The sequence below is a fragment of the Mycobacterium farcinogenes genome (assembly GCF_019739075.1).
GTDB classification, from domain to species: domain Bacteria; phylum Actinomycetota; class Actinomycetes; order Mycobacteriales; family Mycobacteriaceae; genus Mycobacterium; species Mycobacterium senegalense.
In genome coordinates this window covers 1,802,179-1,826,863 of sequence record NZ_CP081673.1, presented here as the reverse complement: position 1 = coordinate 1,826,863, position 24,685 = coordinate 1,802,179, and the positions used below count along the sequence as shown (strand labels likewise).

At 65.4% G+C, this 24,685-nt stretch carries 27 protein-coding genes; 16 read left to right on the top strand and 11 right to left on the bottom strand.

Annotation, left to right across the window (positions count from 1 at the left end; all coding sequences use genetic code 11):
* Nucleotides 1-54 precede the first annotated feature (54 nt).
* Nucleotides 55-1,410, bottom strand: coding sequence for a cation:dicarboxylate symporter family transporter (locus tag K6L26_RS08615; protein WP_019343062.1), 1,356 nt, complete (start codon nucleotides 1,408-1,410; stop codon nucleotides 55-57).
* 135 nt (nucleotides 1,411-1,545) lie between these two features.
* On the bottom strand, nucleotides 1,546-1,815 hold the full coding sequence (locus K6L26_RS08610; RefSeq protein ID WP_036394538.1) for a hypothetical protein: 270 nt from the start codon (nucleotides 1,813-1,815) through the stop codon (nucleotides 1,546-1,548).
* Nucleotides 1,816-2,012: 197 nt separating this feature from the next.
* Between K6L26_RS08610 and K6L26_RS08605 the strand changes: the two genes are divergently transcribed.
* A complete protein-coding gene (locus K6L26_RS08605) occupies nucleotides 2,013-3,548 on the top strand; it encodes a sensor histidine kinase (protein ID WP_221853355.1) in 1,536 nt (511 codons plus the stop codon).
* A 16-nt stretch (nucleotides 3,549-3,564) separates the two neighbouring features.
* Nucleotides 3,565-4,254: a response regulator gene (locus tag K6L26_RS08600; RefSeq protein WP_036394534.1), complete on the top strand. Its 690-nt coding sequence runs from the start codon at nucleotides 3,565-3,567 to the stop codon at nucleotides 4,252-4,254.
* Between the two features lies 1 nt (nucleotide 4,255).
* Here the strand turns inward: K6L26_RS08600 and K6L26_RS08595 are convergent, their stop codons facing one another.
* A complete protein-coding gene (locus K6L26_RS08595) occupies nucleotides 4,256-5,347 on the bottom strand; it encodes an MmpL3/TtfA transport complex stabilizer (RefSeq protein ID WP_084676912.1) in 1,092 nt (363 codons plus the stop codon).
* 464 nt (nucleotides 5,348-5,811) lie between these two features.
* A complete protein-coding gene (locus K6L26_RS08590; RefSeq protein WP_064894795.1) occupies nucleotides 5,812-6,651 on the bottom strand; it encodes a peptidoglycan recognition protein family protein in 840 nt (279 codons plus the stop codon).
* 185 nt (nucleotides 6,652-6,836) lie between these two features.
* Here K6L26_RS08590 and K6L26_RS08585 point away from each other — a divergent pair, with 185 nt between their 5' ends.
* Nucleotides 6,837-7,598: a DUF3060 domain-containing protein gene (locus K6L26_RS08585; RefSeq protein WP_245008706.1), complete on the top strand. Its 762-nt coding sequence runs from the start codon at nucleotides 6,837-6,839 to the stop codon at nucleotides 7,596-7,598.
* Here K6L26_RS08585 and K6L26_RS08580 read toward each other — a convergent pair.
* Nucleotides 7,571-8,458, bottom strand: coding sequence for an alpha/beta fold hydrolase (locus tag K6L26_RS08580; protein WP_221852946.1), 888 nt, complete (start codon nucleotides 8,456-8,458; stop codon nucleotides 7,571-7,573). The two genes, K6L26_RS08585 and K6L26_RS08580, sit on opposite strands and share 28 nt — an antisense overlap.
* Nucleotides 8,459-8,562: 104 nt before the next feature.
* Between K6L26_RS08580 and K6L26_RS08575 the strand changes: the two genes are divergently transcribed.
* On the top strand, nucleotides 8,563-9,165 hold the full coding sequence (locus K6L26_RS08575; RefSeq protein ID WP_019343054.1) for a TetR/AcrR family transcriptional regulator: 603 nt from the start codon (nucleotides 8,563-8,565) through the stop codon (nucleotides 9,163-9,165).
* A 1-nt stretch (nucleotide 9,166) separates the two neighbouring features.
* Here K6L26_RS08575 and K6L26_RS08570 read toward each other — a convergent pair whose 3' ends face one another.
* Nucleotides 9,167-9,940, bottom strand: coding sequence for an amino acid ABC transporter ATP-binding protein (locus K6L26_RS08570; RefSeq protein WP_019343053.1), 774 nt, complete (start codon nucleotides 9,938-9,940; stop codon nucleotides 9,167-9,169).
* Entirely contained in the window at nucleotides 9,937-11,352 is a 1,416-nt protein-coding gene (locus K6L26_RS08565; protein WP_065064906.1) for an amino acid ABC transporter substrate-binding protein/permease, read from the bottom strand. Before K6L26_RS08565 ends, K6L26_RS08570 begins: the two co-directional genes overlap by 4 nt.
* Nucleotides 11,353-11,994: 642 nt before the next feature.
* Between K6L26_RS08565 and K6L26_RS08560 the strand changes: the two genes are divergently transcribed.
* On the top strand, nucleotides 11,995-12,288 hold the full coding sequence (locus K6L26_RS08560) for a hypothetical protein (protein ID WP_064896635.1): 294 nt from the start codon (nucleotides 11,995-11,997) through the stop codon (nucleotides 12,286-12,288).
* 12 nt (nucleotides 12,289-12,300) lie between these two features.
* Here K6L26_RS08560 and K6L26_RS08555 read toward each other — a convergent pair whose 3' ends face one another.
* Both K6L26_RS08555 and K6L26_RS08550 read right to left on the bottom strand, forming a co-directional pair.
* The gene (locus K6L26_RS08555; protein ID WP_221852945.1) at nucleotides 12,301-13,212 is read right to left on the bottom strand and encodes a TauD/TfdA dioxygenase family protein; all 912 of its coding nucleotides are present in this window, start codon (nucleotides 13,210-13,212) and stop codon (nucleotides 12,301-12,303) included.
* Nucleotides 13,213-13,284: 72 nt separating this feature from the next.
* Nucleotides 13,285-13,599, bottom strand: a complete 315-nt coding sequence (locus K6L26_RS08550) for a hypothetical protein (protein ID WP_234791813.1) — start codon at nucleotides 13,597-13,599, stop codon at nucleotides 13,285-13,287.
* A gap of 156 nt (nucleotides 13,600-13,755) precedes the next feature.
* Between K6L26_RS08550 and K6L26_RS08545 the strand changes: the two genes are divergently transcribed.
* Nucleotides 13,756-14,052: a DUF4193 domain-containing protein gene (locus K6L26_RS08545; protein ID WP_019343048.1), complete on the top strand. Its 297-nt coding sequence runs from the start codon at nucleotides 13,756-13,758 to the stop codon at nucleotides 14,050-14,052.
* Nucleotides 14,053-14,087: 35 nt separating this feature from the next.
* Here the strand turns inward: K6L26_RS08545 and K6L26_RS08540 are convergent, their stop codons facing one another.
* Nucleotides 14,088-14,447 carry an Rv2640c family ArsR-like transcriptional regulator gene (locus K6L26_RS08540; RefSeq protein ID WP_019343047.1) on the bottom strand — a complete coding sequence of 120 codons (360 nt, stop codon included), beginning with the start codon at nucleotides 14,445-14,447 and terminating at the stop codon, nucleotides 14,088-14,090.
* A gap of 98 nt (nucleotides 14,448-14,545) precedes the next feature.
* On the opposite strand from K6L26_RS08540, the gene K6L26_RS08535 reads away from it, so the two are divergent.
* From K6L26_RS08535 to K6L26_RS08490, 10 genes are all read left to right on the top strand, one after another.
* Nucleotides 14,546-14,977: an ArsI/CadI family heavy metal resistance metalloenzyme gene (locus K6L26_RS08535; protein WP_065064861.1), complete on the top strand. Its 432-nt coding sequence runs from the start codon at nucleotides 14,546-14,548 to the stop codon at nucleotides 14,975-14,977.
* On the top strand, nucleotides 14,974-16,047 hold the full coding sequence (gene arsB / locus K6L26_RS08530; protein WP_260508808.1) for an ACR3 family arsenite efflux transporter: 1,074 nt from the start codon (nucleotides 14,974-14,976) through the stop codon (nucleotides 16,045-16,047). Before K6L26_RS08535 ends, arsB begins: the two co-directional genes overlap by 4 nt.
* On the top strand, nucleotides 16,047-16,469 hold the full coding sequence (locus K6L26_RS08525) for an arsenate reductase ArsC (RefSeq protein ID WP_036394520.1): 423 nt from the start codon (nucleotides 16,047-16,049) through the stop codon (nucleotides 16,467-16,469). The genes arsB and K6L26_RS08525 overlap by 1 nt, the downstream gene beginning before the upstream one ends.
* A 149-nt stretch (nucleotides 16,470-16,618) precedes the next feature.
* Nucleotides 16,619-17,980: a cytochrome P450 gene (locus tag K6L26_RS08520; RefSeq protein WP_221852944.1), complete on the top strand. Its 1,362-nt coding sequence runs from the start codon at nucleotides 16,619-16,621 to the stop codon at nucleotides 17,978-17,980.
* A gap of 12 nt (nucleotides 17,981-17,992) precedes the next feature.
* Nucleotides 17,993-18,310 carry a hypothetical protein gene (locus K6L26_RS08515; RefSeq protein ID WP_221852943.1) on the top strand — a complete coding sequence of 106 codons (318 nt, stop codon included), beginning with the start codon at nucleotides 17,993-17,995 and terminating at the stop codon, nucleotides 18,308-18,310.
* Nucleotides 18,310-18,606, top strand: coding sequence for a cupin domain-containing protein (locus tag K6L26_RS08510; protein WP_221852942.1), 297 nt, complete (start codon nucleotides 18,310-18,312; stop codon nucleotides 18,604-18,606). The genes K6L26_RS08515 and K6L26_RS08510 overlap by 1 nt, the downstream gene beginning before the upstream one ends.
* Nucleotides 18,607-18,711: 105 nt before the next feature.
* The gene (locus K6L26_RS08505) at nucleotides 18,712-19,275 is read left to right on the top strand and encodes a hypothetical protein (RefSeq protein ID WP_064896624.1); all 564 of its coding nucleotides are present in this window, start codon (nucleotides 18,712-18,714) and stop codon (nucleotides 19,273-19,275) included.
* Entirely contained in the window at nucleotides 19,272-20,597 is a 1,326-nt protein-coding gene (locus K6L26_RS08500; protein WP_221852941.1) for a Dyp-type peroxidase, read from the top strand. Before K6L26_RS08505 ends, K6L26_RS08500 begins: the two co-directional genes overlap by 4 nt.
* An 8-nt stretch (nucleotides 20,598-20,605) precedes the next feature.
* Nucleotides 20,606-21,619, top strand: coding sequence for a hypothetical protein (locus K6L26_RS08495; protein WP_221852940.1), 1,014 nt, complete (start codon nucleotides 20,606-20,608; stop codon nucleotides 21,617-21,619).
* A 12-nt stretch (nucleotides 21,620-21,631) separates the two neighbouring features.
* On the top strand, nucleotides 21,632-22,462 hold the full coding sequence (locus K6L26_RS08490; RefSeq protein WP_221852939.1) for a bile acid:sodium symporter family protein: 831 nt from the start codon (nucleotides 21,632-21,634) through the stop codon (nucleotides 22,460-22,462).
* Here the strand turns inward: K6L26_RS08490 and K6L26_RS08485 are convergent.
* A complete protein-coding gene (locus tag K6L26_RS08485; protein ID WP_221852938.1) occupies nucleotides 22,392-24,656 on the bottom strand; it encodes a LuxR family transcriptional regulator in 2,265 nt (754 codons plus the stop codon). The genes K6L26_RS08490 and K6L26_RS08485 overlap by 71 nt on opposite strands.
* Between the last annotated feature and the right edge of the window lie 29 nt (nucleotides 24,657-24,685).

Below are 24,685 nucleotides of genomic sequence, written 5' to 3'. Positions count from 1 at the left end.
TGATGTCCTGCCCCTTGTTACGGGCGTGAGCGGCTGCGGGTTCAACGACGAAGGCTAGGCGTGAGCGGGTTCTGCCGCCGTGGCCTGGTGGTCGACCATCGTGAGCTCGTCGAACGGGTCGTCGCCGCGCAGCACCGCATCGACCTTGGCCTTGTCCACGGTGTGCGTCCACGAGCCGACGAGCAGGGTGGCCACCGCGTTGCCGGAGAAGTTGGTCACCGCGCGGGCCTCAGACATGAACCGGTCGATCCCGACGATCAGCCCGACCCCGTCGAGCAGGTCAGGGCGGTGGGCCTGCAGCCCGCCGGCCAGCGTGGCCAATCCGGCACCGGTCACACCGGCGGCTCCCTTCGAGGCGACGATCATGAACACCAGCAGGCCGATCTGCTGCCCTACGGACATCGGTGCGTGCAGCGCGTCGGCGATGAACAGCGCCGCCATGGTCAAGTAGATCGCGGTGCCGTCGAGGTTGAACGAATACCCGGTCGGCACAACGACACCCACGGTGCTGCGCTCGACGCCCAGGTGCTCCATCTTGGCGATCAGCCGGGGCAGCGCCGACTCCGACGAGGACGTCGAGAAGATCAGCAGGTACTCGCGGGCGAGGTACCGCACCAGTTTGAAAATGGACACTCCCGACACGGCGCGAAGCAGAATGCCGAGGACGCCGAACACGAACAGCACGCAGGTCACATAGAACCCGAGCATGAGCGTCAACAGCTGGGTGACAGCGGTCCAGCCGGTCTGTCCGACGACGTTGGCGATCGCGCCGAAGGCACCGATGGGCGCCAGCCACAGGATCATGATCAGCACCTTGAAGACCAGCTTCTGCAGGTGCTCGATGCCGCGCAGGATCGGTTCACCGGAGCTGCCCATGCCTTGCAGCGCGAACCCCACCAACAACGCCACGAACAAGGCTTGCAGCACACTTCCGGCAGTCAGCGCCGAGAACAGCGTCTCGGGGATGATGCCCTGGACGAAGTCCATGAGGCCACCGGCCTCGTGTGCCTTCTCCGCGAGCTCGGCACCCTTGCCCGCCGAGCTCTCCGAGAGATGCATGCCGCTGCCCGGGTGGATCAGGTTGCCGACCACGAGACCGATGGCCAGCGCGATCGTCGACATCGCCAGGAAGTACCCGAAGGCCAGGCCACCGACCTTGCCGACGGTGGCGGCTTTACGCACCGAGCCGATTCCCAACACGATGGTGCAGAAGATGATCGGCGAGATCATCATCTTGATCAGGTTCACGAACATGGTGCCGAGCACGCCGACGCTCTTACCGACCTCGGGGGCCACGAGCCCGACCACCACGCCGATGACGACGGCCGCGATGACCGCGATGTAGAGCCAGTGCGTGCGGTCGCGACGCGTAGACGCCGGCTCCGGTTGCGGCTCAGCGGTGACGCTCATCGGTACAACCTCCAGTTCGGTCCGGGTCCGCGTGAATGCGCTCTACAAGCACTGTCGACCTTAGGGTGAGCCAGGTCACGCTTTAGTTCATTCTGTTCACGCCGCGAGTCGCGGCTCGCAGAGAGTCGCCGCTGCTCAGATACCGGTGCAGAGTGCGACGAATGGGATCGGCGCGCAGATGCCCACCGAGAAGTAGGGCGTGATGTCGCCGTTCCAGGCCGGCGGAGGGGGCGGCGGGGGCGGTGGCAACGGGGCCGCCACGCACGAGTTGGTGGGCGGGTCGAAGACTGTGCCGGGCCCGCATTCGGCCGCTGCGCCGCGCGCCGGGGAAACCGCCGTCACTACTGCCAGTGTGGCAACCGCGGCCATGACAATGGTCGTCAAGCGATGATTCATCCAGCTCATCGCAGGTCTCCCTTGGATCTACCCTCGACCCTGCTTATCGTCAGATTCTACGTCGGCATGCCCGCCTGCCACAGCCCTCGATCGGCGGTGACGAGTGCTCGTCGCGAACCTGCTACCCGCGGATATCCGAGCCACTATTTTGGGAGATCATTGCCTTCTCAATCGGAGGTGCTGTGACGCACTGGTGGCGACGGTGGTTGGGTCGGGCCTGGCCGCGCTCGCTTGCCGGGCAGGCCATCGCGCTGCAGGTCCTGGTGGTCGCGGTGGTGGTGCTGGCCGGAACGGCGCTGGCTCTGCTCGATGCCCGTCGGGATGGCGAGGATGCCGCCCGCCAGCAGGTGATCGGTATCGCGACGGCCCTGGCGGACTCCCCGTCGACCGCGCAGGCCATCGAATCCGGCACTGCGACACAGGTTTTGCAGCCGGTCACCGAGGCGGTTCGCACCAGCACCGACATCGCGTTCATCACGATCATGGCGCCGGACGGAATCCGGTTCACTCACACCGATCCCAGCCAGATCGGCGGCCACTACCTTGGCACCGTTGAGCCGGCCTTACGCGGTGAGACGTTCAGCGAGGTATACACCGGGACGCTGGGTCCGTCGGTGCGCGCGGTCGCCCCGGTGCGTGGTCGCGACGGACGCGTCGTAGGCCTGGTCTCGGCCGGGATCACCCAGCAGACCCTGGGGCAGCGCTGGCGCGCGCAGATTCCGGCGATCGTCGCGGTAACGGCTGGGGCACTTGCAGTTTCGCTCATCGGAGTATGGGCCATCCGGCGGCGGCTGCTCCGCCAGACCCGGGGGCTGCGCCCGGACGAACTGCGGGTCATGTACGACCACCACGATGCGATCCTGCATTCGGTGTCCGAGGGGCTCGTCGTGATCGATCGTGACGGGGTGGCACTGGTCAACGATGAGGCGCGCCGACTGCTCGGCCTGGCGGCCGGTCCGGTCCGCCTGCACGACCTGCCGGAGTTTCTGCGCAGCGCCGATCCCGGGGTGCGCGATGAGCTTCACGTCACCGGCGACCGAGTGTTGGTGGTCAACCGCGCCCGCGTCGCCGGTAGAGCCGGGTCCGAGGTGGTCACGATTCGTGATCGCACCGAATTACAGGGCGCCTTGGGCGAACTCAGCTCACTGCAGGTGCTGGCCGACTCGCTGCGGGCGCAGGCTCATGAGTCGGCGAACAAGCTGCACACGGTGGTCACCATGGTCGAGATGGGCCGGCCCCAGGACGCCGTCCGCTTCGCCACCAGCGAGTTGGAGCTGTCGCAACAGCTGGTGGACCGGCTGTCGTTGGCGGTCGGCGAGCCCGCCCTGGTGGCCCTGCTGCTCGGCAAGACCGCCCAGGCGAACGAACGGGGGATCGCCCTCACGGTCACCGAGGACACCCAGCTGTCCGCCGGCGCCGTCCTCACCGGGCAGGAGATGGTGACCGTTCTGGGTAATCTGATCGACAATGCGATGGATGCCTGTGACCGCGAGGATCCGTGGATCGAGGTCACGGTGAGCCAAGACGATCACGAGTTGTTGATCCGGGTGGCTGACAGCGGTCCCGGAATGGACGCCTCCACCTTCGAAAAGGCCATGCAGCGTGGATATTCGACCAAATCCGATTCGTCCGGCCACGGACTGGGGCTGGCCCTGGTGGCGCAGACGGTCAAACGGCACGGCGGGACGCTGCACACCGACGTGACGTACGGTTCGGTGGTCACGGCAACGGTGCCGCGATGAGCAGAGGGCCGAGCCGATGATCCATGTTCTCATCGTCGAAGACGACCCATTGATCGCCGAGGCTCATCAGGTGTATCTCGGTCGCCTAGAGGGGTTTTCGGTGGCGGCGGTGGCACATACCGCACGAGACGCGATGCGGTCGGCAGCCGCCGCGGCGGCGTCCGAGCATCCCGTCGACCTGGTGCTGTTGGACATCGGATTGCCCGATGCCAACGGAATCTCATTGGCGTCGGGCCTTTCCGGGTTGCAGCCGGCCCCCGACATCATCGCGATCACCTCTGAACGCGACCTGGAGATGGTGCGGGCCGCGGTGTCCCACGGCGCCCTGGCGTATCTGCTCAAGCCGTTCACGTTCGCGGCTTTCCGCGATCGTCTGGAACGTTATCGCCGCTATCGCGAGGCGTTGCCGTCAGGAACCGATGCGGCCAGCCAGGCCGAAGTCGACCGGGCCCTGGCCGAATTGCGGATAACGACTGACCGATCGACCACACCCAAAGGTGCGGCACCGCAGACCACCGAGGAGATCGCCGCCGCGGTGCGCGATGATCCCGGCGGGTTGACCGCCGACGAGGCAGCGAGGCAGGTCGGGGTATCGCGGGTGACGGCGTGGCGCTATCTCGAACGTCTCGCCGACGACGGCGTCGTCATGCGCAGTACGGAGTACGGGAAGGCCGGACGGCCGCGCACCCGCTACCGGTGGCGCTGAATCAGGCGCCTGCCGCCTGGAGCGCGGGCAGCCGCTGCATTTCGATCTCGTCCACCGCGGCCAGCTGCGAGTAGAGCGACTCCGCGACGTCGAAGACGTTGACCTGGCCGTCGTAGTCGGCGATGTATAGGCGGGTGCCGTTGTCGCGCAGGGCGACTGCGGCGGGCTGGGCGTGGACGTCCACGCTGCCGTGGATCTGGCTGGTCAGCGTGCACCACACGATGACACGGTCGTAATCGACCAGGTAGGCGCGGGTGGCGTCGCGGCTGAGCACCAGTTGCGTCGGCGCAGCGCCGACCTCGACGGCGTCAACGACCGCCCCGGCGGACAGATCGACGGTGTGGATCACCCCGCGGTGTTCCAGATCAGAGGTCAGCACGTAGGCGACGCCGTCGCCGACGGCGATGTCGCGGATCGGGGCGCCGATCCACACCGTGGCCTGCGCCTGCGCGGTCTCGGTGTTGACGACGACCAGCCGGCTGCCGCGGAAGTCGGAAGTGGCGACGTACAGGCGCTTGCCGGTCGAGTCGATCTCCAGTGCGTCCAGGTTGACGCCCGCGCCGGTGGCGATGTCGATCGTGCCGACGCGCTCGGCGGTGGTGTCGATGACGGCGATGTCGATGCGCTCGTGACCGGCGCGGCCGGCGAACACGCGCTTGCCGTCCGGGCTGATGGCCAGGGCGGTGACGCTGAAGGCCAGGGGGTATTCGTTGAGCACCGCACCGGTGATGGTGTCGACCGTGACGATCGAGTCGTGCCCGGCGGTGGCGACGCTGACGTAGGCGCGGTCATCGGCGACCACGACGGCGAACGGGTCTCCGTCGAGGCGCACGGAACCCACCAGACCCATGGTGTGCGGGTTGATCACCGTCAGGCTCTGAGCGGCGGTGTTGGTGACGACGACGGTGTCGCGGTCGCGGTCGACGGCGATGTCGCCGATCGGCCCGCGCCCGACCTCGGCCAGACCGGCCACGTCGATGTCGTCGAGGGCGCCGTCGAATGCGACGCCGCGGGCGGACGTATCGTCGATGGCGCGCTCATCGCGCCCGGGGCGCAGCGCTTCACTCAGCGCGCGCAGGAAGTTGTTTGCCATCGTCATCGGCACCTCCGCCGGCAAGACTTATACCGGCTCTAGATTCCAGGTCTATCTGCGCCGGGAGTGGCGCGGTTGCATTGAGTCTAGCGACGAAAACGACAAGCTCTGGACGTGTTCGCAGCGAATAACCGGCCCCCGCGGACACTCTCTCAGAATGCGCTTAAGAAATTCTTCGTTATCGACTCGTTACCTTTTGGTCGCATTTGATTAAATGCCTGTTACCAGGGACTTCCCAGCCCAAACTGGACGTGTCACATTTCACGGTCAGCACGGCCGTCAATAGCAATTCTTACCAACGCCGGCAAAAGTGAGCGGTAGATCACACCTGGACACGCCAGCAAACTTTCTTCCACGTCAACCCCGGTCGACTGGCGGCGATGCGCAAAAGGTGTTACCGCTGTGAAAATTGAGCCGTCCCGGTCGTCTGGTTCGCTGACTGAAAACGTTCGCCGCCCGACGCCTCACAGCCGCAGCGCGGCCGCGGTGGCCGGACCGACGATGCCGTCCACTTTGAGCCCGCGGGTACGGCGCTGGAATTCCCTTACGGCGGCCTCGGTCTTCGGACCGAACACACCGTCGACCTCAAGATCCCCCGCATACGCGGCGTAGGCGGTCTTGAGCCGGCGCTGCAAGTGGGCGACCTCGGGCCCTTCCATGGGCCGGAACATCAGGACGTCCGCGTACTGCCCTACCGGAGCCGGCGGTCTCGGCGTCGGTGCCGGATGCGCGACGTCTCCGATCTGCGCCTGAATGTCAGCGCGCAGGATGTCCATGTCGATGGCGCCCGGATCCCATTTGCCTTGGGCGCGGCCCGCGTATTCCTTGTGTCCGATGGTGCGTTCAGAAGTCTGAGCCAGCCGGCGATTGATCGCGGCGCAACACCGCACCAACGCGAAATACTGTGCGTCAGGCCAGTTCTTGCGGTGCGGCGCGGTGGGGCTGGTGCCGCTGTTCGCGCATTCGATACCGATCATGTGCCAGTTGCCCATGTTCGTCGGCAACCACGGGTACATGCCCACACCGGCATGCCACGCCACGCCGAGCGCCACCACCGTCACCGTGCCGTCACGCGCAATGTGCAATTGCGACAACGGACCCGACAGGTCCGGGCGGCCATTGGCGATCGAGGCAGCCGTCGCGGCATCCGACCCGGTGTGGTGCACCATCACCCCGCGGATGTCCTTGAAATCCCCATGCCCCCGGGTGCGCCAGCCCGGATACTCGACGAGGTCGATACCTTCGGCCCGAAGTACATCGGCCAGCCAGACCGGATCACCGGTCCATCGTCCTGTCTGAGGCACTGAGATCCCGCTCCTTCATCTTCCCGCACAGCAACTACCTGCGAAGACAAGGCTACGCGCGACCACCGACATCGCACCGCCTGCCATAGAGCAGCGAGACTGGTTATGCATCAAGAGCTTTGCCCTGGGCCGGCTCAACTGCGCCAGGGTTACGGCCGCGGTTCGCGCCGGGCAAAGTCAGCAAAGTGTCCGGCGCATCGGCAAGGACGCTTTCCGCCCACATCGACGGTCGGATGTGCGAGCATCTGCGCATGGACCCGAAGGACGACCCCGAGGCCCGCATCCGGGAGCTCGAGCGCCCACTCGCCGACGTCGCTCGCTCCTCGGAACTCGGGACTGGGGCTCCGGCCGCCCCGCCCCCCACACCGCCCTGGCCATCGGCGAACTCCTTCCCGCCGCCGCCCCCGGGACCGCCGGCGCCCTGGCCGGGCTATGAGCCGTATCCGGCACCGCCGCAGCCGGCTCACAACGCCGGCAGCACGCGCCTGTTCCTGTTGTTCGGCGGATTCGCACTGGCCCTGGTGGTCGGTGGCCTGGTGACGGCGTACCTGACGTTCAGCAAGCCCGACTCCGGCGACTCCGCCGCCGACACGGTCACCGACAGCCAATCGACGACCATCCGGCAGACCACGATCAACGGCGTACCGCTCCCGGGATCCGTTGCACCGACCCAGGTTCCGGCGGGGCAGACCGTGATCGTCTCCGGGATCAACGAGCACCGGACCATCGAATGCCAGGACAACACGGTGATCGTCAGCGGCATTCAGAACGAGTTGGAGATCACGGGCCACTGCACTGCTGTGACGGTGTCGGGCGTCGAGAACGTCATCAGGGTGGAAGCCGCGGACACCATCGGGGTATCCGGATTCGACAACCGGGTCACCTACCGCACCGGAGAGCCCGAAGTGAGCAAGTCGGGTCAGTCCAACGTGGTCGAGCAGGGCTGACCAGGGTCCGCCGCGGGCTGCGGTCGGCCGAGGAATTCGCTCAGCATCGCGACCAGCGGGGCCGGATTGTCTTCGGGCACCCAGGCATAGGAGTCGTCAATGTGCTTCAGCGTGGCCCGCGGCAGTGTCTCGGCCAGCCGCCGTGCCCCGTCCGCCGGAAAGTACCGCTCCTCGCGTGGCCAGACCACCATGGCGGGCCGGTCGTAGTCCGCCAGCCGGGGCGAGTACTCCGCCAGGTACGACGGCGACAACCCGCCCAGAAAACGTCTGAAATCGCTGCGCACCAACGGATCGGTGCGCAGTGGGCGGAGATACTCCGCCATGATGTCGGCCGGTATGGGGCGTTTGGTCGCGCCGCCGTAGGTGATCCGCAGCCGTTGGACCGGCCTCAATCCGATGGCCTTCGACTGAATCAGCCCGGCTCCCGGTAGCGCGGTGAGCCGGGCGAGCACCTTGACCGGCCACGGGTCGGAGTCGAATGCGTTGGTCGCGACGAGAACCATTGCCTCGACGCGCTGCGGATAGCACGCGGCGACCACCTGGGCGATGTCGCCGCCGTAGCCGTTGCCGACCAGTACGGCCTGCTCGATGTCGAGCGCGTCGAGCAGATCGATGACGGTCCGGGCCAGGCCGGGCAGGGTCAGGTCGGCGCCGGGAACCGCCGGGCTGTGTGATCCGAGCGCAAGATCTGGGGCGATACAACGGATCCGGTCGCCGAGACCGTCCACGACATGGCGCCAAACCAGGCCGTTGGCGACCAGGCCGTGCAGTAGCACGACGGGCCTGCCGTGGCCGTGTTTGCGGACGCCTACCTGGCCACAGGGCAGCTGAACCAGCCTGGGGGTGTCGAGCGCGTGCATTTCGGAGCCCTCTCGCCGCGAGCATTGGGACACAATCAATACAGACTGTATGCAAACACATCGCGGGCCGAACATCAATACATACAGCTTGTTAAAATTTTCGCGTGAGTGAAGACACCCGCGACGGCCGAGAGCAGCGCAGTGAAGCCACCCGGTCGGCGCTGGTCGCCGCGGCCCGTGCCCTGTTCGTCGAACGCGGCTATACGGCGGTCTCCACCGGCGACATCGCGCGCGTCGCAGCCGTCACGCGCAACGCGCTGTACTACCACTTCCCCACCAAGGAGGCCGTGTTCCGCGCGGTCTACGAGAACGTGGAAGGCGAGCTGGCCGAGCGTGTCCTGCCCGCAGCACTCGCTCACGACACCAGCCGGGCCCAACTCGAAGCCGGCATCGAGGAATTCTTGGACGGGTGCCTGGATCCCACGGTGGCCCGGATCAGCGTGCTGCAGGCGCCGGCCGCGCTCGGTTTCGCCCAGATGCGCGAGATCGACAACCGCAATTACCTCGGCGCCCTACGCGACGGCATCCGCGGCGCGGTCGACGCCGGTGAACTGCCCGACCTTCCGGTCGACACCCTGGCGTCGATGATCATCGGGGCGCTGGACGAGGCGGCCCTGCTGATCGCGACCGCCGACGACCCGAAGGAGGCCCGGCGCGACGCGGGACGGGTAGCGCAGGCCATGGTGGCCGGACTCTTCGCAGGTTGAGCTAGAGCACCTTCGACAGAAACTCTTGCAGCCGAGGGTGTTTCGGATTGTCGAACACCTCGGCCGGAGTGTCGTCCTCGACGATGTTGCCGTCGGCCATGAAGATCACCCGCGAAGCCACCTCGCGGGCAAACCCCATCTCGTGAGTCACCACCACCATCGTCATGCCACCCTCGGCCAGATCGCGCAGCACCTGCAGCACGTCGCCGACCATCTCCGGGTCCAGGGCGCTGGTGGCCTCGTCGAACAACATGATCGACGGATTCATCGCCAAGGCCCTGGCGATCGCGACACGCTGTTTCTGGCCACCGGACAACGTGGCCGGCTTGACCTTCGCTTTCTCGGCCAGGCCCACCTGGGACAGCAGTTCCATGGCCCGTTTCTCGGCAGCGGCCTTGTCCATCTTCTTGGTCAGCAACGGCGCCAGGGTCACGTTGTCGATCACTGTCATGTGCGGAAAGAGGTTGAAGTGCTGGAACACCATGCCGATGTGCTGACGGACCTTGTCCAGGTCCACTTTTCGGTCGGTGAGGTCGAATCCGTCGACGGTGACCTTGCCCGCCGTGATGTCCTCGAGCTTGTTGAGGCACCGCAGGAACGTCGACTTCCCCGAGCCTGACGGTCCGATGACACAGACCACCTCGCCCTTGCTGACCGTGGTGTCGATGCCGTCGAGCACCACCAGATCGCCGAAGGATTTCTTCAGGCCCTCGATGCGGATCTTGACGGTGCCCTCGGGCTCGGCGGCCGCGGCTTCCGGTACCAACTGGGTCATTTCACCATCCGTTTCTCGAGCCGGTCGGAGAGCTTGGTCAGCGCCATGATGACGATGAAGTAGATGATGCCGATGATCAGCCACATGGTGAACGACTGGTAGTTGCGGGCGATGATCAGCCGTCCGGTCTGGGTGAGTTCGGCGATGCCGATCACCGACAGGATCGAGGTGTCCTTGAGGGTGATGACGAATTGGTTGACGTAGGACGGAATCATGGTGCGGACCGCCTGCGGCAGAATGACTTTGCGCATCGTCGGCAGATATCCGATACCGAGGCTGCGGGCCGCCTCCATCTGTCCCTTGTCCACCGATTGGATTCCGCCTCGGACGATCTCGGTCATATAGGCGCCGGCATTGAGGGACAGAGTGATGATGCCGGCGGTCAGCGCCGTCATCTGGAATCCGAGTGCGGTCGGGATGCCGAAGTAGATGAAGAAGGCCTGCACCAGCAGCGGTGTGCCGCGGAAGATGTCGACGTAGGTGGTGCCGATGCCCCGCAGGATGATCGACCGCGATACCCGGAAGAGCCCGAAGACGATACCGAGCACCAGCGCGATGGCGATCGACACCACTGTCAGGATGACGGTCATCTTCAGGCCGGCCATCAAGAACGGGAAGGTGCTCTTGAGCAGGCCGAAGAACGAGTTGTCCGCCTCCGAGGCACCCTCGCCGAGGTACTTCTCGATGATCTCGTCGTAACGGCCCGAGTCCTTGAGTTCCTTGAGGCCCGCATTGAACTTCGCCAACAACTCGGCGTTGCGCCCCTTGTTGACCGCGAACCCGTAGCTGGAGCCCTTCTCCTTCGGTGTCACGGTCTTGAACCCGTTGCCCTGCTGGATGCCGTAGTTCAGCACCGGGTAGTCCTCGAAGATCGCCACGGAGTTGCCCGTCTTGACCTCCTCGAACATCGACGCGGAATCGGCGAACGAGACGATCTGGAAGCCGTACTTGTCTTTGATCGACTCGGCGAACTCGGCACCCTCGGTGCCGTTCTTGACCGCGACGCGTTTGCCCTTGAGGTCGGCGTAGGACTTGATGTCCTCGTTGGTGGCCAGCACGGCCATCTGCACGCCCGATTCGAAGTACGGGTCGGAGAAGTCGAAGACCTTCTTGCGCTCGTCGGTGATCGACATGCCGGCGATCACGCCGTCGGCCTGGTTGGCCTGCACCGCCTGCAGCGCGGCGTCGAAGCCAAGCGGCTTGATGGTGATGTTGAACTTCTGGTTCGCCGCGATCTCGTTGATCAGGTCGATGTCGATGCCGACGAATTTCCCGTCCACATCCTGGAATTCGAACGGTGCGAAGGTGATGTCGGTGGCGACGACGTAGGTCTCCCCCTCGGCCGCGGCGCGGGCGGGTGCCAGCATCGCGGCCCCGAACAGCCCGACCAGCAGCGCCACGACGGCGGCCATCAGCCGTTGAGGGGACCGGATCACTCCCGCGATGCCCTCACCCGACGTGGATTCGACTCTCATCGTCCAGTCTCCTATCCGGTATGAAACGACGAGTCCTCACGCTATCGTCGCGACGACGATTAGGGCGGGATTTCCGGTGTCTGGCAGGCCGCACCGGCCGAGCATCAACTGACGGCCGACTCAGACGTGCCGGGGCGTGTTCGCCAGGCGGGCTCGGGTCAAGGCCGCTCTCGTTGGGTTGACCGCGATGAGGGGTGGACGTTCAACTCCTGCGCGGCCACACCCGAACTGCTTGTGCCGCCGTGAGTCTGACCGGTCAGGAGCTCGTTGGCCCAAACGCCGCATGCGGGTCGCGCCACCTGGGAGCCCACCAATTGCCCTGCGCGGGAAGGATTTCCTTGCACAGGCAACGTCGCAGGGCCGCGCCATCAGTCGATGGCAAAGCGCGTGTGCGACTTTACAAATCTATCCGGGTGTCTATCTCGCGACCTCATGAAGCTGAGCTGTAAAAGGACGTCGGGTCCGATACGTCGCATAAAGAGGTAGTGCACTACGCGTGAGGAATGACCACAACCAACCGTACGTTCTTTGCATCAGAGCGCTCGCAAGTACGGCGCTTGGTTCAGAGGAAGTTTCGACATGAGCGTTTTCCACCCGGTTTCCGCGGTCAAACGCGAGACCTCACGACGTTCCGCATCGGACCCGCACCCCCACGAACCGGTGCTCATCACCGAACAGCAGGTCCTGTTCAGTACCGCTGCCGCAGCAGGCGCGCCCGCGCGCCACAACGCCATCGCGATGATGTCGAACGCGGTGTCGTCGGTCGCCGAACACTGGCACGCGCTTGCGGCCCGGCGGCGCGCCACGTACTACCCGCCGCGGTGCAGCTATCTCGAGAACAGCCTGATGGCGCGGGAGATGGATCGACTCTGACCGCACACCCGGTCAGCCCGCCAGCGCCACCACCTCGGAGTATCGAGACGCGTCGCCGGCGACAGTCCGGCTGCGACGTCCGTGCACGTCGACCGGCACGTCTCCGGCCAAGGTGATACGGCTCAGCCGGCGGAACTGGTCGCCGTAATCGTCCACGGCATAGTGCTGGGTGGCCCGGTTGTCCCAGATCGCCAGGTCGCCTGGCTCCCAGTTCCATCGAATGGTGTTCTCCAGTTTGATGACCCGGTTCTGGAGCAGCTGGAACAGGGTGGCCGACTCCGCGGCGCTGACGCCGACGAACTGCTTGATGAAGTGCCCGAGCAACAGCACTTTCTTACCGGTTTCGGGATGGACCCGTACCACCGGATGTTCGGTCTCGTAGTACTCGGACTCGAATTCTTCGCGGTATTGGCGGTGGCCGTCGGCCAATTCCTCGTGGCGCCCGTCGTAATCGGCCGCATAGTCGTATTGATTGGTGTGCACGGCCCACAGGTTCTCGACCAGGGCGCGCAGCGGCTCGGGCAGCCGGTCGTAGGCCGCCTCGGTCGATGCCCATGTCGTGGTGCCGCCGTAGCTCGGCAACGTGACCGCCCGCAGCAGTGAGGCTTTCGGGATGCGGTCGACGAACGTCACATCGGTGTGCCAACTGTTCGCTTTGTCATACCGCGAGTCGATGGGCAGGATCCGGTCGCCTCTCGAGGTGACTGTCGGGTGCGCTTTGGTCGGCGTACCCAGTAACCGGGCGAATGCCAGCTGGCCGTCGTCATCGAGGTGTTGTTGGCCGCGGAAGAAGATGACCTTGTGCTCGAGAAGGGCGTCGTTGATCGCCGACACGGTGGCCGGCTCGAGGCGGCCGCTGACGTCGATGCCATCGATGCGGGCCCCGATGTGGGCGCCGAGCTTCACTACACGTAGGGAGGACACCCTGACACCATCGGCGGCAGGGCCACGAAACACCACGGTTGCGCTCAGCACGAGCGCAACGACCTCAGAAGGTCAGTCGATCCGGATGACGTAGGTGCCGTCGTCGTCGCGCTCGATCTGCCCTTCGAGGGTGTTGATCCACACCGGGGTGTCGCGACGTGAGCCGAGGAACGCGCTCTGCACCGAACCTCCGGGCTGCAGGTCGACGTTCCACTCGTCGTCCTGCGCGACGATGGTGAGGATCTCCTCGCCATTGGCGCGACGGATCGAGATCAGCTGGCCGTTGGAGTCCAGGTCCTCCAAGTCCGCATCGTCGTCATCGAGGTACTCATCAAGCTCAGCGTCATCGAAGATCTCGGCGTCCGAACCCCTGACATCGTCATGCACGCCGAAGACTGTACCCAGGATCACGTTTTCCGATGAAGACCCCCGGGCGTTGAACCGCTAACGTGCATCCGACGTTTACAGGCTGTTCGCCCGGGGAACAACGAGTCCCGCTGCGGCGTTGGCCAAGCATTGGTCTGGTTATTAGGAGGATCATCTATGGCAACCGATTACGACGCTCCTCGCGTCAAGGACACCGACGAGGCCACTGACGAGTCTCTCGAGGAACTGGCCGCCCAGCGGCGCACCTCGGCGAACACCGCGGTCATCGACGAGGACGAGGTGGTCGATTCGTTCGATCTGCCCGACGCCGACATCTCCGGCGAAGAGCTGAGCGTGCGCGTCATTCCCAAGCAGGCTGACGAGTTCACCTGTTCGAGCTGTTTCCTGGTGCAGCACCGCAACCGGATGGCCCTGCAGAAGGGCGACCAGCAGCTCTGCGTCGATTGCGTCTGACCGACGCCATCGACGCGTCGCGGCCCCGCCGCCTGCTAACGGCAGCAGTTGGGGTCGAGCACGGTGCACAACGCGACGAGTGAGTCCCGGCGCGGGCGGTGGTAGACGTTCATGCCGCGCCGTTCGGACTCCACCATCCCCGCACGTCGCAACTGTGACAGATGGTGGCTGATCGTTGATTCGGCCAGGCCGACCGCGGCCGCCAGGTCACACCCGCAGACTTCTCCCGCCTCCGCGCTGAACAGCAGCGACACCAGTTTGACCCGCACCGGGTCTGCCAGCGCTTTGAGCCGCAACGCGATTTCCAGCGCCGCGTCGTCATCTATCGGGCCTGCCGCGACAGGTGAGCAGCAGACCGGTTCAGTGGTGTCGACCACCGGCAACGCCTTGGGCATGCACCCCAGTCTGCCAGAGAATATTGACATATGTCGAAGAGGTGCATCATGATGCTGCCTGATAGTTCGATGTAAGTCACAAAGGCTGGGAGACGGTCATGTCCCGCGCACAACTCGCCTTGAACGTCGACGACCTCGACGAGGCCATCACGTTCTACTCGAAGCTGTTCAACACGGCACCGGCAAAGGTCAAGCCCGGCTACGCCAACTTCGCGATCGCCGCTCCCCCACTGAAGTTGGTACTCATCGAAAACCCCGGCCACGGCGGCACACTGAACCACCTCGGCATCGAAGTCGAGTCCAGCGACCAGGTGCACGACGAGATCGCCCGCCTGACCGGCGAGGGCATGTTCACCGAGGAGGAGATCGGCACCACCTGTTGTTTCGCGACGCAGGACAAGGTCTGGGTGACGGGTCCCGCAGGCGAAAAATGGGAGGTCTACACAGTTCTCGCGGATTCGGAGTCCTTCGGCACCAACTCGTCCACACTCGACGGCGCCGACGCCGGCGGCCCGTGCTGCACCTCGTGAACCAGCCCGCCGCAACCAGACTTTCCACCCTGGATCGGCTGCTGCCCGTCTGGATCGCGGCGGCGATGGCCGCCGGCCTACTGCTCGGCAGGATCGTTCCGGGGATCGACAACGCACTGAATCACATTCAGGTCGACGGTATTTCCCTTCCGATCGCATTGGGCCTACTGGTCATGATGTACCCGGTCCTGGCCAAGGTGCGCTATGACCGGCTCGATCGCGTAACCGGCGATCGCAAGCTGCTCATCAGCTCGTTGATCCTCAACTGGGTGCTGGGCCCCGCCCTGATGTTCACGCTGGCCTGGCTTTTTCTGCCCGATCTCCCGGAATATCGAACGGGTCTCATCATCGTGGGGCTGGCCCGGTGCATCGCCATGGTGATCATCTGGAACGACTTGGCGCGCGGTGATCGCGAAGCCGCCGCAGTGCTCGTCGCCCTCAATTCGATCTTTCAAGTGCTCATGTTCGCCGTCCTCGGCTGGTTCTACCTGTCGGTGCTCCCAGCCTGGCTCGGCCTGGAGCAGGCCCGCATCGACACGTCACCGTGGCAGATCGCCAAGTCGGTGCTGATCTTCCTGGGCATTCCACTGCTGGCCGGCTACTTGTCGCGCCGTATCGGCGAGTCCACGAACGGAAGAGCCTGGTACGAGTCGAGTTTCTTGCCTCGGGTCGGGCCATGGGCGCTGTACGGCCTGCTGTTCACCATCGTGGTGCTGTTCGCACTCCAGGGCCGACAAATCACCGACCGACCATGGGATGTCGCGCGTATTGCGCTGCCGCTGTTGGCCTACTTCGCCATCATGTGGGGCGGCGGATACGTATTGGGAGCGGTCCTGGGCCTGGGGTATGAGCGCACCACGACCCTCGCATTCACGGCCGCGGGCAACAACTTCGAGCTGGCCATCGCGGTGGCCATCGCGACGTACGGCGCGGCCTCCGGCCAAGCCCTCGCAGGCGTAGTGGGCCCGCTGATCGAAGTCCCCGTCCTGGTAGCCCTGGTCTACGTGTCCCTGGGTCTGCGGAAGCGGTTCAGCGCCACAGCAGATGACCGTCCGGTGAGGAGCAGCTGATGGCCGAGCGCGTCCGCCCCCGTGTGTTGTTCCTGTGCACCCATAACGCGGGCCGATCCCAAATGGCGATGGGCTACTTCGCCCACCTCGCCGGGGACCGGGCGTCAGTGTTCTCGGGAGGTTCGGAGCCGGCCGCACAGGTGAATCCCGCCGCCGTCGCGGCGATGGCCGAAGTCGGCATCGACATCGCCCATGCACGGCCCCGACGGTGGACCGACGCCATCGTCGAGGCAGCGGACGTCGTCGTCTCCATGGGGTGCGGCGACACGTGCCCGTACTTCCCCGGCAAGCGTTACGAGAACTGGGACCTGGCCGATCCGGCCGGTCTCGGGGTCGATGCGGTACGTCCGATCCGCGACGACATCGAACGGCGGGTTCGCGTTCTGCTCGCTGAGCTGGGGCTCAGTCCGGCGTCTGGTTGATATTCCACGACCGCGTCCCGGTGCCCGCGGACCTGGAATACGGCAAGGCAATTCTCAATCTCACGCCGTGATCCGCCGGAATCGCCCCCACCGTCGCTTCTAGTTCCTATCCTCAGACCTGCAGACCGACAACGACGTTGGGGGCGCAGATGTCTGACAGTGCCACGGCTGAAGCCCGACACTCCGAACACAGCTACCATTTCGACCGGCACACCCCGCAATACCGCGACCAGTTCGAGCCGATCACTGCCGAAATGTTGGACTCCTGCCCGCTGGCTTGGACCGACACCTACGGCGGGCACTGGGTGGCCGCCGGCAGCAGCCAGGTATTCGAACTGGCCCGATGCCCGCACATCTCGAACGACAACGACGTCGTGGGTGAACGAAAAGGCTACCGGGGCATCAACATTCCGCGCGGTGAGGTGAGCACACAGTTCCGCGGCGGCATGTTGGAAATGGATGATCCAGAACACCGGGCGTACCGGACACCGCTCAACGGGTATCTCTCACCGGCCGCGGTCGCGCGGTGGAAGCCAGTGGTCGACGAGCTGGTGCGGGCGTGTCTGGACGAGAAGATCGAAGAAGGCAGCATCGATTTCGTCGACGATCTGGCGAACATCGTCCCAGCGGTGCTGACGCTGGGCCTGCTCGGTGTTCCCCTGGCCGAATGGGAGATCTACTGCGAGCCCGCGCACGCCTCGGTGTACACCCGCGCCGACTCCCCCGACGCCAAACGCGTCTTCGACCTGTCGGTGGCCTCGGCGGTACACATGATGGGCCACGTTGCGGTAATCCGCGAGAATCCGCGGCCGGGTTTGATCGACGCCATGGTGCAGATGCGCATCGATGGTGAGCCGGCACCCGATTCGGAGATCCTCGGCATGCTGATGCTCCTGATCGGCGGCGGTTTCGACACCACCACAGCCTTGACCGCACACTCGCTCGAATGGCTCTCCCAGCATCCCGATCAGCGCGAGCGGTTGCGCTGTGACCGCGATTCCCTGCTCGACTCGGCGACCGAGGAGTTCCTGCGGTTCTTCACGCCGGCACCCGGGGATGGCCGCACCGTCGCCGAGGACATCGAGGTGGACGGGGTACCGCTGAAGGAGGGTGAGCGGCTCTGGTTGTCCTGGGCGATGGCCAACCGCGATCCCCGCGTCTTCGACAAGCCCAACGAACTGATGATGGATCGAACAGGTAACCGCCACTTCAGTTTCGGGCTGGGCGTGCACCGCTGTATCGGGTCCAACGTGGCACGCACGGTGTTCAAGTCGATGCTGACCGGCGTGCTCGACCGGATGCCGGACTACCGATGCGATCCTGCCGGTGCCGTGCATTACGAGACGATCGGCGTCATCCAAGGCATGCAGCACCTGCCCGCGACCTTTACCCCCGGCCGCCGAATCAGTCCGGGCCTGGCCGAGACGCTGGAGAATCTGCAACGGATCTGCGATGAGCAACAGTTGGCCGCGCCGATCACCGTGCACAAGGCAACCGCGGTCATCGACTGAGAGTATGAGGACATGAGGGCTGAACAGCACACGGTTCGACAACTGCTTCTCGGCGCCGCGCTCGCCATCGCGATCGCCGCGCCGATCACCGCATTGCCCGCGCCGTCTACCACGCAGGCGGCCTGCCCCACCGGAGAGGACCACGACACCTACACCGGCAATTGCGTCCCGTACCTGGTGCCGAACTCACCGTCGGGCAACACCCTGTGCCCAGCCGGGGTCAGCGGCAGCGAGTGCGGCTCGGCAGAAGGCCAGGCAACGCCGACCGCACCGATCGCGCCGACCGGTCCCGAGGCGGAACTCGAAGACGTCAGCACACCGGACTTCTGATGGCTGAAACCACCGGATCTCATGGTGAGGTCCAGCTCGAAAACGACTTGTTCCGAGTCACCAAGTGGACGATCGATCCGGGCGGTGCGATCCCGATGCACCGGCACGACCACGAGTATGTGGTGGTCCCGCTGGTCACCGGAACCATGCATGTCATCACCGCCGACGGCACGGAGATCGTCGCGGAACTCGTAACCGGCCAGAGCTATTCACGTTCCGCCGGCTCCGAGCACACCGTGGAGAACCGCGGCGACCATGACCCGATCGTCTTCGTCGAAGTTGAGCGGCTGGCCTAGCGCCGCCACCCGTGACGCACATATCAGCGCTTCCCGGCTGTGACGAGCTGTTTTCCCCCGAATTGGGGGACGACGTGAGCCGGCTGCGTTCATAGTCTCGTTGCCATGGCGCACAACGGAAACAACGACTGGTCCCAGCCGGCAGCTCTGGCCATCCCGAAGGAGGGCTACTTCGAACTGACTCGGGGGCGTTACGGCCCGGTCTTCCCCCGGACCCCCGCGTGCTATGGCTTCAACATCATCGCCAAGGTGAAGGAAGGCCGCGAGGACGCTATCCGGGCCTACGGCAAGCAGCTCGAAGCAGCCGTGGCCGCACAACCCGACGTGCTGGCGCCGCTCAAGCTGCATTACCTGCGCTGGCAGCTGTTCGACGTCGGTTCCGGTCTGCATTTCCAGTACCAGGGCATCTTCGACACCGATTTCGACAAGTACACCGAAGATGCCGTCAAACTGTTCAGCTCGACGGGCATCACCACGGCCTTCGTCAACCTTGAGGGCTTCCCGGAGGACTGGAAGACCAACCCCGAAGCGTTCATCATGTTCGTCCGCGAGCACCAGGTGCCCAGCTTCTTGGAATATGGCGAGTACCCGTACGTGACGGCCGACGAGGTCAAGAAGGCGTTGCGGCTAAAGGCCGCGTTCTCCGACATGTTGGACCAGATGCAATGACCCAACTCGAATTCGACGACATCCAACACATCATGCTGACCGGGACACCCCACTTGACCGGTCGGTACGAGTTCCTCTCCTTCGACACGCCCGAAGCGGGCCGGGCCTGGCTGTCGGAGATGGTTCCCCTGGTGCAGTCGGCCACCGATGTCCGCGAAACTGTGAATGTCTTCAAGCGTTGGGTCAACCTGGCTTTCACCTGGAACGGGTTGCGCGCGCTGGGGCTTGACGAGGAGTCGCTGGCGAGCTTCCCAAACGAGTTCCGTGAAGGCATGGCGGCGCGCGCCGACATCCTCGGGGATACCGGTGCGGCCGCACCCGAGCACTGGCCGGGCGGGCTCGCGGGTGACGACCTGCACGCGATCGTCATCCTGTTCGCCCGGGACGAAGAGGAACGCGTGCGGTGCGTCGGTGAACACGACGCGCTGCTGGCTCGCTGCCCCGGGGTACGGTCCCTGTCGCACCTGGATCTGGCCGCCACCGCACCGTTCGAATACGACCACGACCACTTCGGGTACCGCGATCCGGTGGCCCAGCCGCAGATGGAGGGCTCGGGTGAGGCGTTGATACCCGGTGCTGGCGGGTACCTGGCACCGGGCGAGTTCCTCCTCGGCTATCCGGATGAGGAGGGACTGGTCGCCAACCAGCCCACACCCGAGGTGCTTTCGCGCAACGGAAGCTACCTGGCGTACCGCCGCCTGGAGGAACATGTCGGGGTCTTCCGCGACTACCTCAAACAGAATGCCGAGGGCGCCGAAAGTGAGGAACTGCTGGCCGCCAAGTTCATGGGACGCTGGCGCAGCGGTGCGCCGCTGGTCCTGGCTCCCGAAAACGACGATCCAGAACTCGGTGCGGATCCGATGCGCAACAACGATTTCGACTACGGCGAGATGGATCCGCACGGATATGCCTGCCCGATCGGTGCCCACGCCCGTCGCCTCAATCCGCGCGATACAGAACCGAATCCGAACCGGCGTAGGCTCATCCGGCGCAGCGGCACCTACGGTCCGGCGCTACCCGAAGGGGTGGCCGACGACGGCATCGAACGCGGCGTCGGGATGTTCCTGATCTGCGCCAGCCTGGTACGGCAGTTCGAGTTCGCCCAGAACGTCTGGATCAACGACGCGGCGTTCAAAGATCTCGGAAACGAACACGATCCCATCTGCGGTACTCAGGACGGCACGCTGGACTTCAAGATTCCCAAGCGCCCGATCCGGAAAGTACTCAAGGGATTACCTGCGTTCACCACACTGCGCGGTGGGGCGTATTTCTTCCTGCCCGGCCTGAGCGCGCTGCGTTATCTCACGACACTCGAGAATTAGGAGCCGACATGGCGACTCAGTCTTACGCCCGTACCTACAACCAGGCGCACATCGGCCGCCCGCACAACGGCACACGGCGGGTGTCGATCTACTGGTCCTGGAGCTACCCGTGGGAGGTCCAGCGCGATCCGGCATTGTTGTACAACCGGTTCTCCACCATGACGGAAGTTCGTCTGGCGACGTGGCCGGCCTACGCGGGTCCCGAATACGACCCGCGCGACTTCCTGCAGGGCATCGACGGAACGCTGGAACTGTTCCACCGGTCGTCCTTGCTTTTCCAGGACGTGGCAGGCGAGGCGACCGGGCATCCGGTGGCGGTGTTCCAGCGGGTCGATCAGGCCGGGTACCGGCTACCGATCGACGAACGCATCCTGGACGACACCGACACGCTGATGATCTTCGGCCTGGACCATCTGCTCGGCGACGAGGCCGCCACCGAAGACGAGATCACCGCGATCCGGCAGTGGTTGAACCGCGAGGGCACCTGCCTGATGCTGGCACCGCATCACGACGTCGGATTCACCGATGACAAAGAGCAGCAGCAGATGGAGTATCTGCACCACGGCGATCCCCTGACACCACGGATCCAGCGCTTCAGCGGCTATGCCCGCTCGCTGCTGACCGGGCTGAACATCCCGGTGCACAACACCTGGGGCCTGCGGCCCGCCACGGTCGAAGGCACCAAACAGATCGTGCCGCTGACCGCTTTCCGCGATCTCGATTCCGCGGGGCTGCTACGCGACGTCAGCACGCTGGCGTTGCATCCGCATCTGCCGCACTACGCGCTGACTGCGCCGGAGGGTCCAGATCTGCGCGTGCTGGGCCGGCAACCGATCGACATGACCCGGCCGCACCCGTTCACCGTGGCAGGCAACACCGAGTTCAACGCACTGATCCACATGCCACCGTCCGGTGACCGCGCAGGCGACATCGTGCTGGCCGACTCAACTCACTTCACCACCCTGTTCGGCGCCAGTGACAGCCTGAAGTCCTTCTGGCGCAACCTGGTCACGATGGGTTGACGGGGGCAGGGCATGAACGATCTGCTGCTGCAGGGTTCGAATATCGCCGTTGTCTTTTTCGTTGTCACCAGTACTCTGGCCGTCGGTCTGAGCCTGACAGTCGGCCAGATTCTGGCCCCGCTCAAGAATGTTCGGCTGGTGGCCCTGTCCCTCGTGGCCAACTTCGTGCTGGCGCCGTTGGCCGCGTTCGGGCTGTGGAAGGTGTTCGATCTCGATGAACCGCTCGGGGTCGGGCTGTTGCTGTGCGGGCTGGCGGCCGGCGCACCGTTTTTGATCAAGCTCGCCGAGTTCGCGAAAGCCGACATGGGCTTCGCGGTGGGCCTGATGGTGCTCTTGATGGTGGTCACCGTCGGGTATATGCCGCTGGTACTGCCGATCTTCGTGGCGGGCACCGCGGTCAACCCTGCCCAGATCGCGGCCTCTCTGGTGGTACTGATGCTCATCCCGCTGGCCGCAGGCCTGCTGCTGCGGGCCCGTGGTCCCGGCCTGGCCGAGCGCATCCGGCCGATGGTCGGCAAGGTGTCGACCGTCAGCATGATTCTGGTGATCGTGTTCACGATTGCCGCCCATTTCAACAGCGTGCTGTCGGTTTTCGGCACGTTCGGCATCCTGGCGGCCATCGTGTACACGGTGATCTGCGCCGTGATCGGTTGGCTGCTGGGCGGCCGCGCGGCACGGGATGTCTTGGCGCTGGGAACCGCTCAGCGCAATGCCGCGGCGGCATTCGTGGTGGCGGGGCAGAACTTCGACGATGCGACGGTGGTCGTGATGATCACCGTGGTGCTGATCGTGGAGTTCCTGATGTTGTTGCCGTTCTCGCGGCGGCTCGCGCGCTCTCGCTGAGCAACCCGAGGTTGTCGGCCTCGGCTACCGCGGCGGCCCGGGATGAGACGCCGAGCTTGCGGTAGATCGACTTGGCTTGGCTTTTAACGGTTTCCCGGCCTATGACGAGCTCATCAGCGATGCGCTGCAGGGACAGGTGAGTGGCCAGATGAGGAAGCAGCCGGAGTTCGGCCGTCGTCAGCGACGGTCGGGCGCCGCGGGTCGCTCGGGCCGCCGACAAGGCCCGGATGCGCTCCAACCATTGCGCGATGCCGACCGCCCCGGGCTCACGCCGATAGGCGCGTTCGGCCTCACCGAGGTGACGTTCGCACAGCTCAGTGTCGTCGATCTCCGCGGCCGCGCCGGCAACCAGGACATGGGCCGTCAGGGCGGTCCGGGCCGACAGGTCACCCAGCCGTTCCACGAGCCGCTTGGTCGCGCGGATGGCCGAGCGCGCGCCTGCGACATCACCGCGGCGAGATCGGACCAGTGCGTCGACCGCGTAGACCACCACCATCGGGACCATGTCGGACAGGTCCCTCGAGTCGACGATCGAGCGGGCCGCGTCGGCGTGTGAGGCGGCGGCCGACAGGTCGCCGTCGCGGAGATCCAGCGCGGCAAGGTGGGCCAGGGCGGCGGCCTGGAAGCCGGGCAGGTCCTCGATCACCGGGAGCGCCGATTCCAGGGTGGCCCTAGCCTGGGCGGGTTCGCCGAGCATCGACAAGGCGGCGCCCTTCATCGTGGTGGCCGCCCCCCACCACGGGTTGACCAGGTGATCGCCTGCGCCGCAAACTGTTTCGGCATGCCGGATCACCTCCCCGACTCCTCCGACACCCAGCAGTGAGCCGATCAGTGCCGCAGCCACCTCGACCGAGGGCGTGCCGTCGGCGAGCGGTTCACCGGTATCGGCGGCGCTCGCGGTCAGCAACGACCGCTGGATCAATTCGGCGTCGCCGGTCATCACGCCCAGCCAGGCCCGCGCGATCGCGGCGTCGGGATACTCGGCGAAGGTCTGCTCATCGATCAGGCTGAGCCGCCGGGCCAGGATGCCGGCGCGGCCGTCGAAACCCAACCGCACCGCGTCTATGCCCACCAGAACCGCCGCCTGGGCGCGGTCCCCTGCGGCCAGCGCCTGGGCCAACGCGCCGTCGATGTCACCGGCCTGAGCCAACCGGTCTGCCGCCTTCGTCGCCAATTCCCGGAACCGGTCCGGATCACGGTCGCGTAGCCGCGCCCGTAGCAGATCACCGAACAGCTGGTGATAGCGATACCAGATGCCTTGCCCATCAAGGGGAACCAGAAACATGTTGCCCGAACCGGTGATCGCGGCGAGCATCGCGGCCGAGTCGGTGCGACCCAGGAGGGCGTCGAGTTCGTCGGCGCAGAAGCGGTCCAATACGGCCGATTCCGTCAGGAACGTGGCGGTGTCGGGTTCGAGCTGACTGAGCACTTCCTCCACCAGATAGTCGGCCACCAGCCGGTGCCGGCCGGTGATCGCCTCATCGGGTGCGCCGTCGCGCAACGCCAGTGCGGCCATGACCACGCCGGCCGCCCAGCCTTCGCACTTGTCGAGCACCCTCGCGATGGTGGCGTTGTCGGCGGGACCGCCGATGGCCGCGAACGCCTGTGCCCCTTCGGATCCGGACAACTGCAGCTCCGGAATTCCGATCTCGACCACCTGCTCCTGCAGTCGGCGCCGCGCCAGGTCGAGCGCGGGCAGTTGCCGGCCGACAAGTGCCAGCGTCGCGGAACCTGGGGCAAGGTCCACCACCGCGCGAAGGGTGTCGAGGGCTGAGTGGGCCGACAATTCGTGAATGTCGTCGAGCACCAGCACCACAGGCCCGCAGTTCTCCAGGGCCCGGACGAAGGCCGACACCAGCTGGGTTTCCGCCCGGCCCGCGCCCTGCAGGTAACGCAGCACCGCCGGGTCGATTAGTTTGACCTGGTTCAGCGCCGTCGCCAGATGCAGCAGCAGGTGGGCTGGGTCGTTGTCGAGGTTGTCCAGCCGCACCCACGCGAACGGGCGTTCATCGGCGTCGTCCCACTGCGCCACTACGGTGGTCTTGCCGTATCCGGCGGGCGCCGCCACCACGGCCAGGCCGGTGCGATTCTGCAGCAGGCGGATCACTCCCGGGCGGGCAACGCCGGCGCGTGCGGTTGCCGGTCGCCCGACGGTCGCCACCGGAATGTGCGACGCCCAGGGTCCTGCTATCACCTACGCATCCTAGGTCAGGTGCATCGAGG

Excerpts from the sequence above, each read along its gene's own strand:
- K6L26_RS08615 (WP_019343062.1), bottom strand. The coding sequence starts at position 1,410 with ATGAGCGTCACCGCTGAGCCGCAACCGGAGCCGGCGTCTACGCGTCGC.
- K6L26_RS08610 (WP_036394538.1), bottom strand. The coding sequence starts at position 1,815 with ATGAGCTGGATGAATCATCGCTTGACGACCATTGTCATGGCCGCGGTT.
- K6L26_RS08600 (WP_036394534.1), top strand. The coding sequence starts at position 3,565 with ATGATCCATGTTCTCATCGTCGAAGACGACCCATTGATCGCCGAGGCT.
- K6L26_RS08595 (WP_084676912.1), bottom strand. The coding sequence starts at position 5,347 with ATGGCAAACAACTTCCTGCGCGCGCTGAGTGAAGCGCTGCGCCCCGGG.
- K6L26_RS08580 (WP_221852946.1), bottom strand. The coding sequence starts at position 8,458 with ATGCACGCGCTCGACACCCCCAGGCTGGTTCAGCTGCCCTGTGGCCAG.
- K6L26_RS08570 (WP_019343053.1), bottom strand. The coding sequence starts at position 9,940 with ATGACCCAGTTGGTACCGGAAGCCGCGGCCGCCGAGCCCGAGGGCACC.
- K6L26_RS08565 (WP_065064906.1), bottom strand. The coding sequence starts at position 11,352 with ATGGCCGCCGTCGTGGCGCTGCTGGTCGGGCTGTTCGGGGCCGCGATG.
- K6L26_RS08560 (WP_064896635.1), top strand. The coding sequence starts at position 11,995 with ATGAGCGTTTTCCACCCGGTTTCCGCGGTCAAACGCGAGACCTCACGA.
- K6L26_RS08545 (WP_019343048.1), top strand. The coding sequence starts at position 13,756 with ATGGCAACCGATTACGACGCTCCTCGCGTCAAGGACACCGACGAGGCC.
- K6L26_RS08540 (WP_019343047.1), bottom strand. The coding sequence starts at position 14,447 with ATGCCCAAGGCGTTGCCGGTGGTCGACACCACTGAACCGGTCTGCTGC.
- K6L26_RS08535 (WP_065064861.1), top strand. The coding sequence starts at position 14,546 with ATGTCCCGCGCACAACTCGCCTTGAACGTCGACGACCTCGACGAGGCC.
- K6L26_RS08525 (WP_036394520.1), top strand. The coding sequence starts at position 16,047 with ATGGCCGAGCGCGTCCGCCCCCGTGTGTTGTTCCTGTGCACCCATAAC.
- K6L26_RS08520 (WP_221852944.1), top strand. The coding sequence starts at position 16,619 with ATGTCTGACAGTGCCACGGCTGAAGCCCGACACTCCGAACACAGCTAC.
- K6L26_RS08515 (WP_221852943.1), top strand. The coding sequence starts at position 17,993 with ATGAGGGCTGAACAGCACACGGTTCGACAACTGCTTCTCGGCGCCGCG.
- K6L26_RS08510 (WP_221852942.1), top strand. The coding sequence starts at position 18,310 with ATGGCTGAAACCACCGGATCTCATGGTGAGGTCCAGCTCGAAAACGAC.
- K6L26_RS08505 (WP_064896624.1), top strand. The coding sequence starts at position 18,712 with ATGGCGCACAACGGAAACAACGACTGGTCCCAGCCGGCAGCTCTGGCC.
- K6L26_RS08500 (WP_221852941.1), top strand. The coding sequence starts at position 19,272 with ATGACCCAACTCGAATTCGACGACATCCAACACATCATGCTGACCGGG.
- K6L26_RS08495 (WP_221852940.1), top strand. The coding sequence starts at position 20,606 with ATGGCGACTCAGTCTTACGCCCGTACCTACAACCAGGCGCACATCGGC.
- K6L26_RS08490 (WP_221852939.1), top strand. The coding sequence starts at position 21,632 with ATGAACGATCTGCTGCTGCAGGGTTCGAATATCGCCGTTGTCTTTTTC.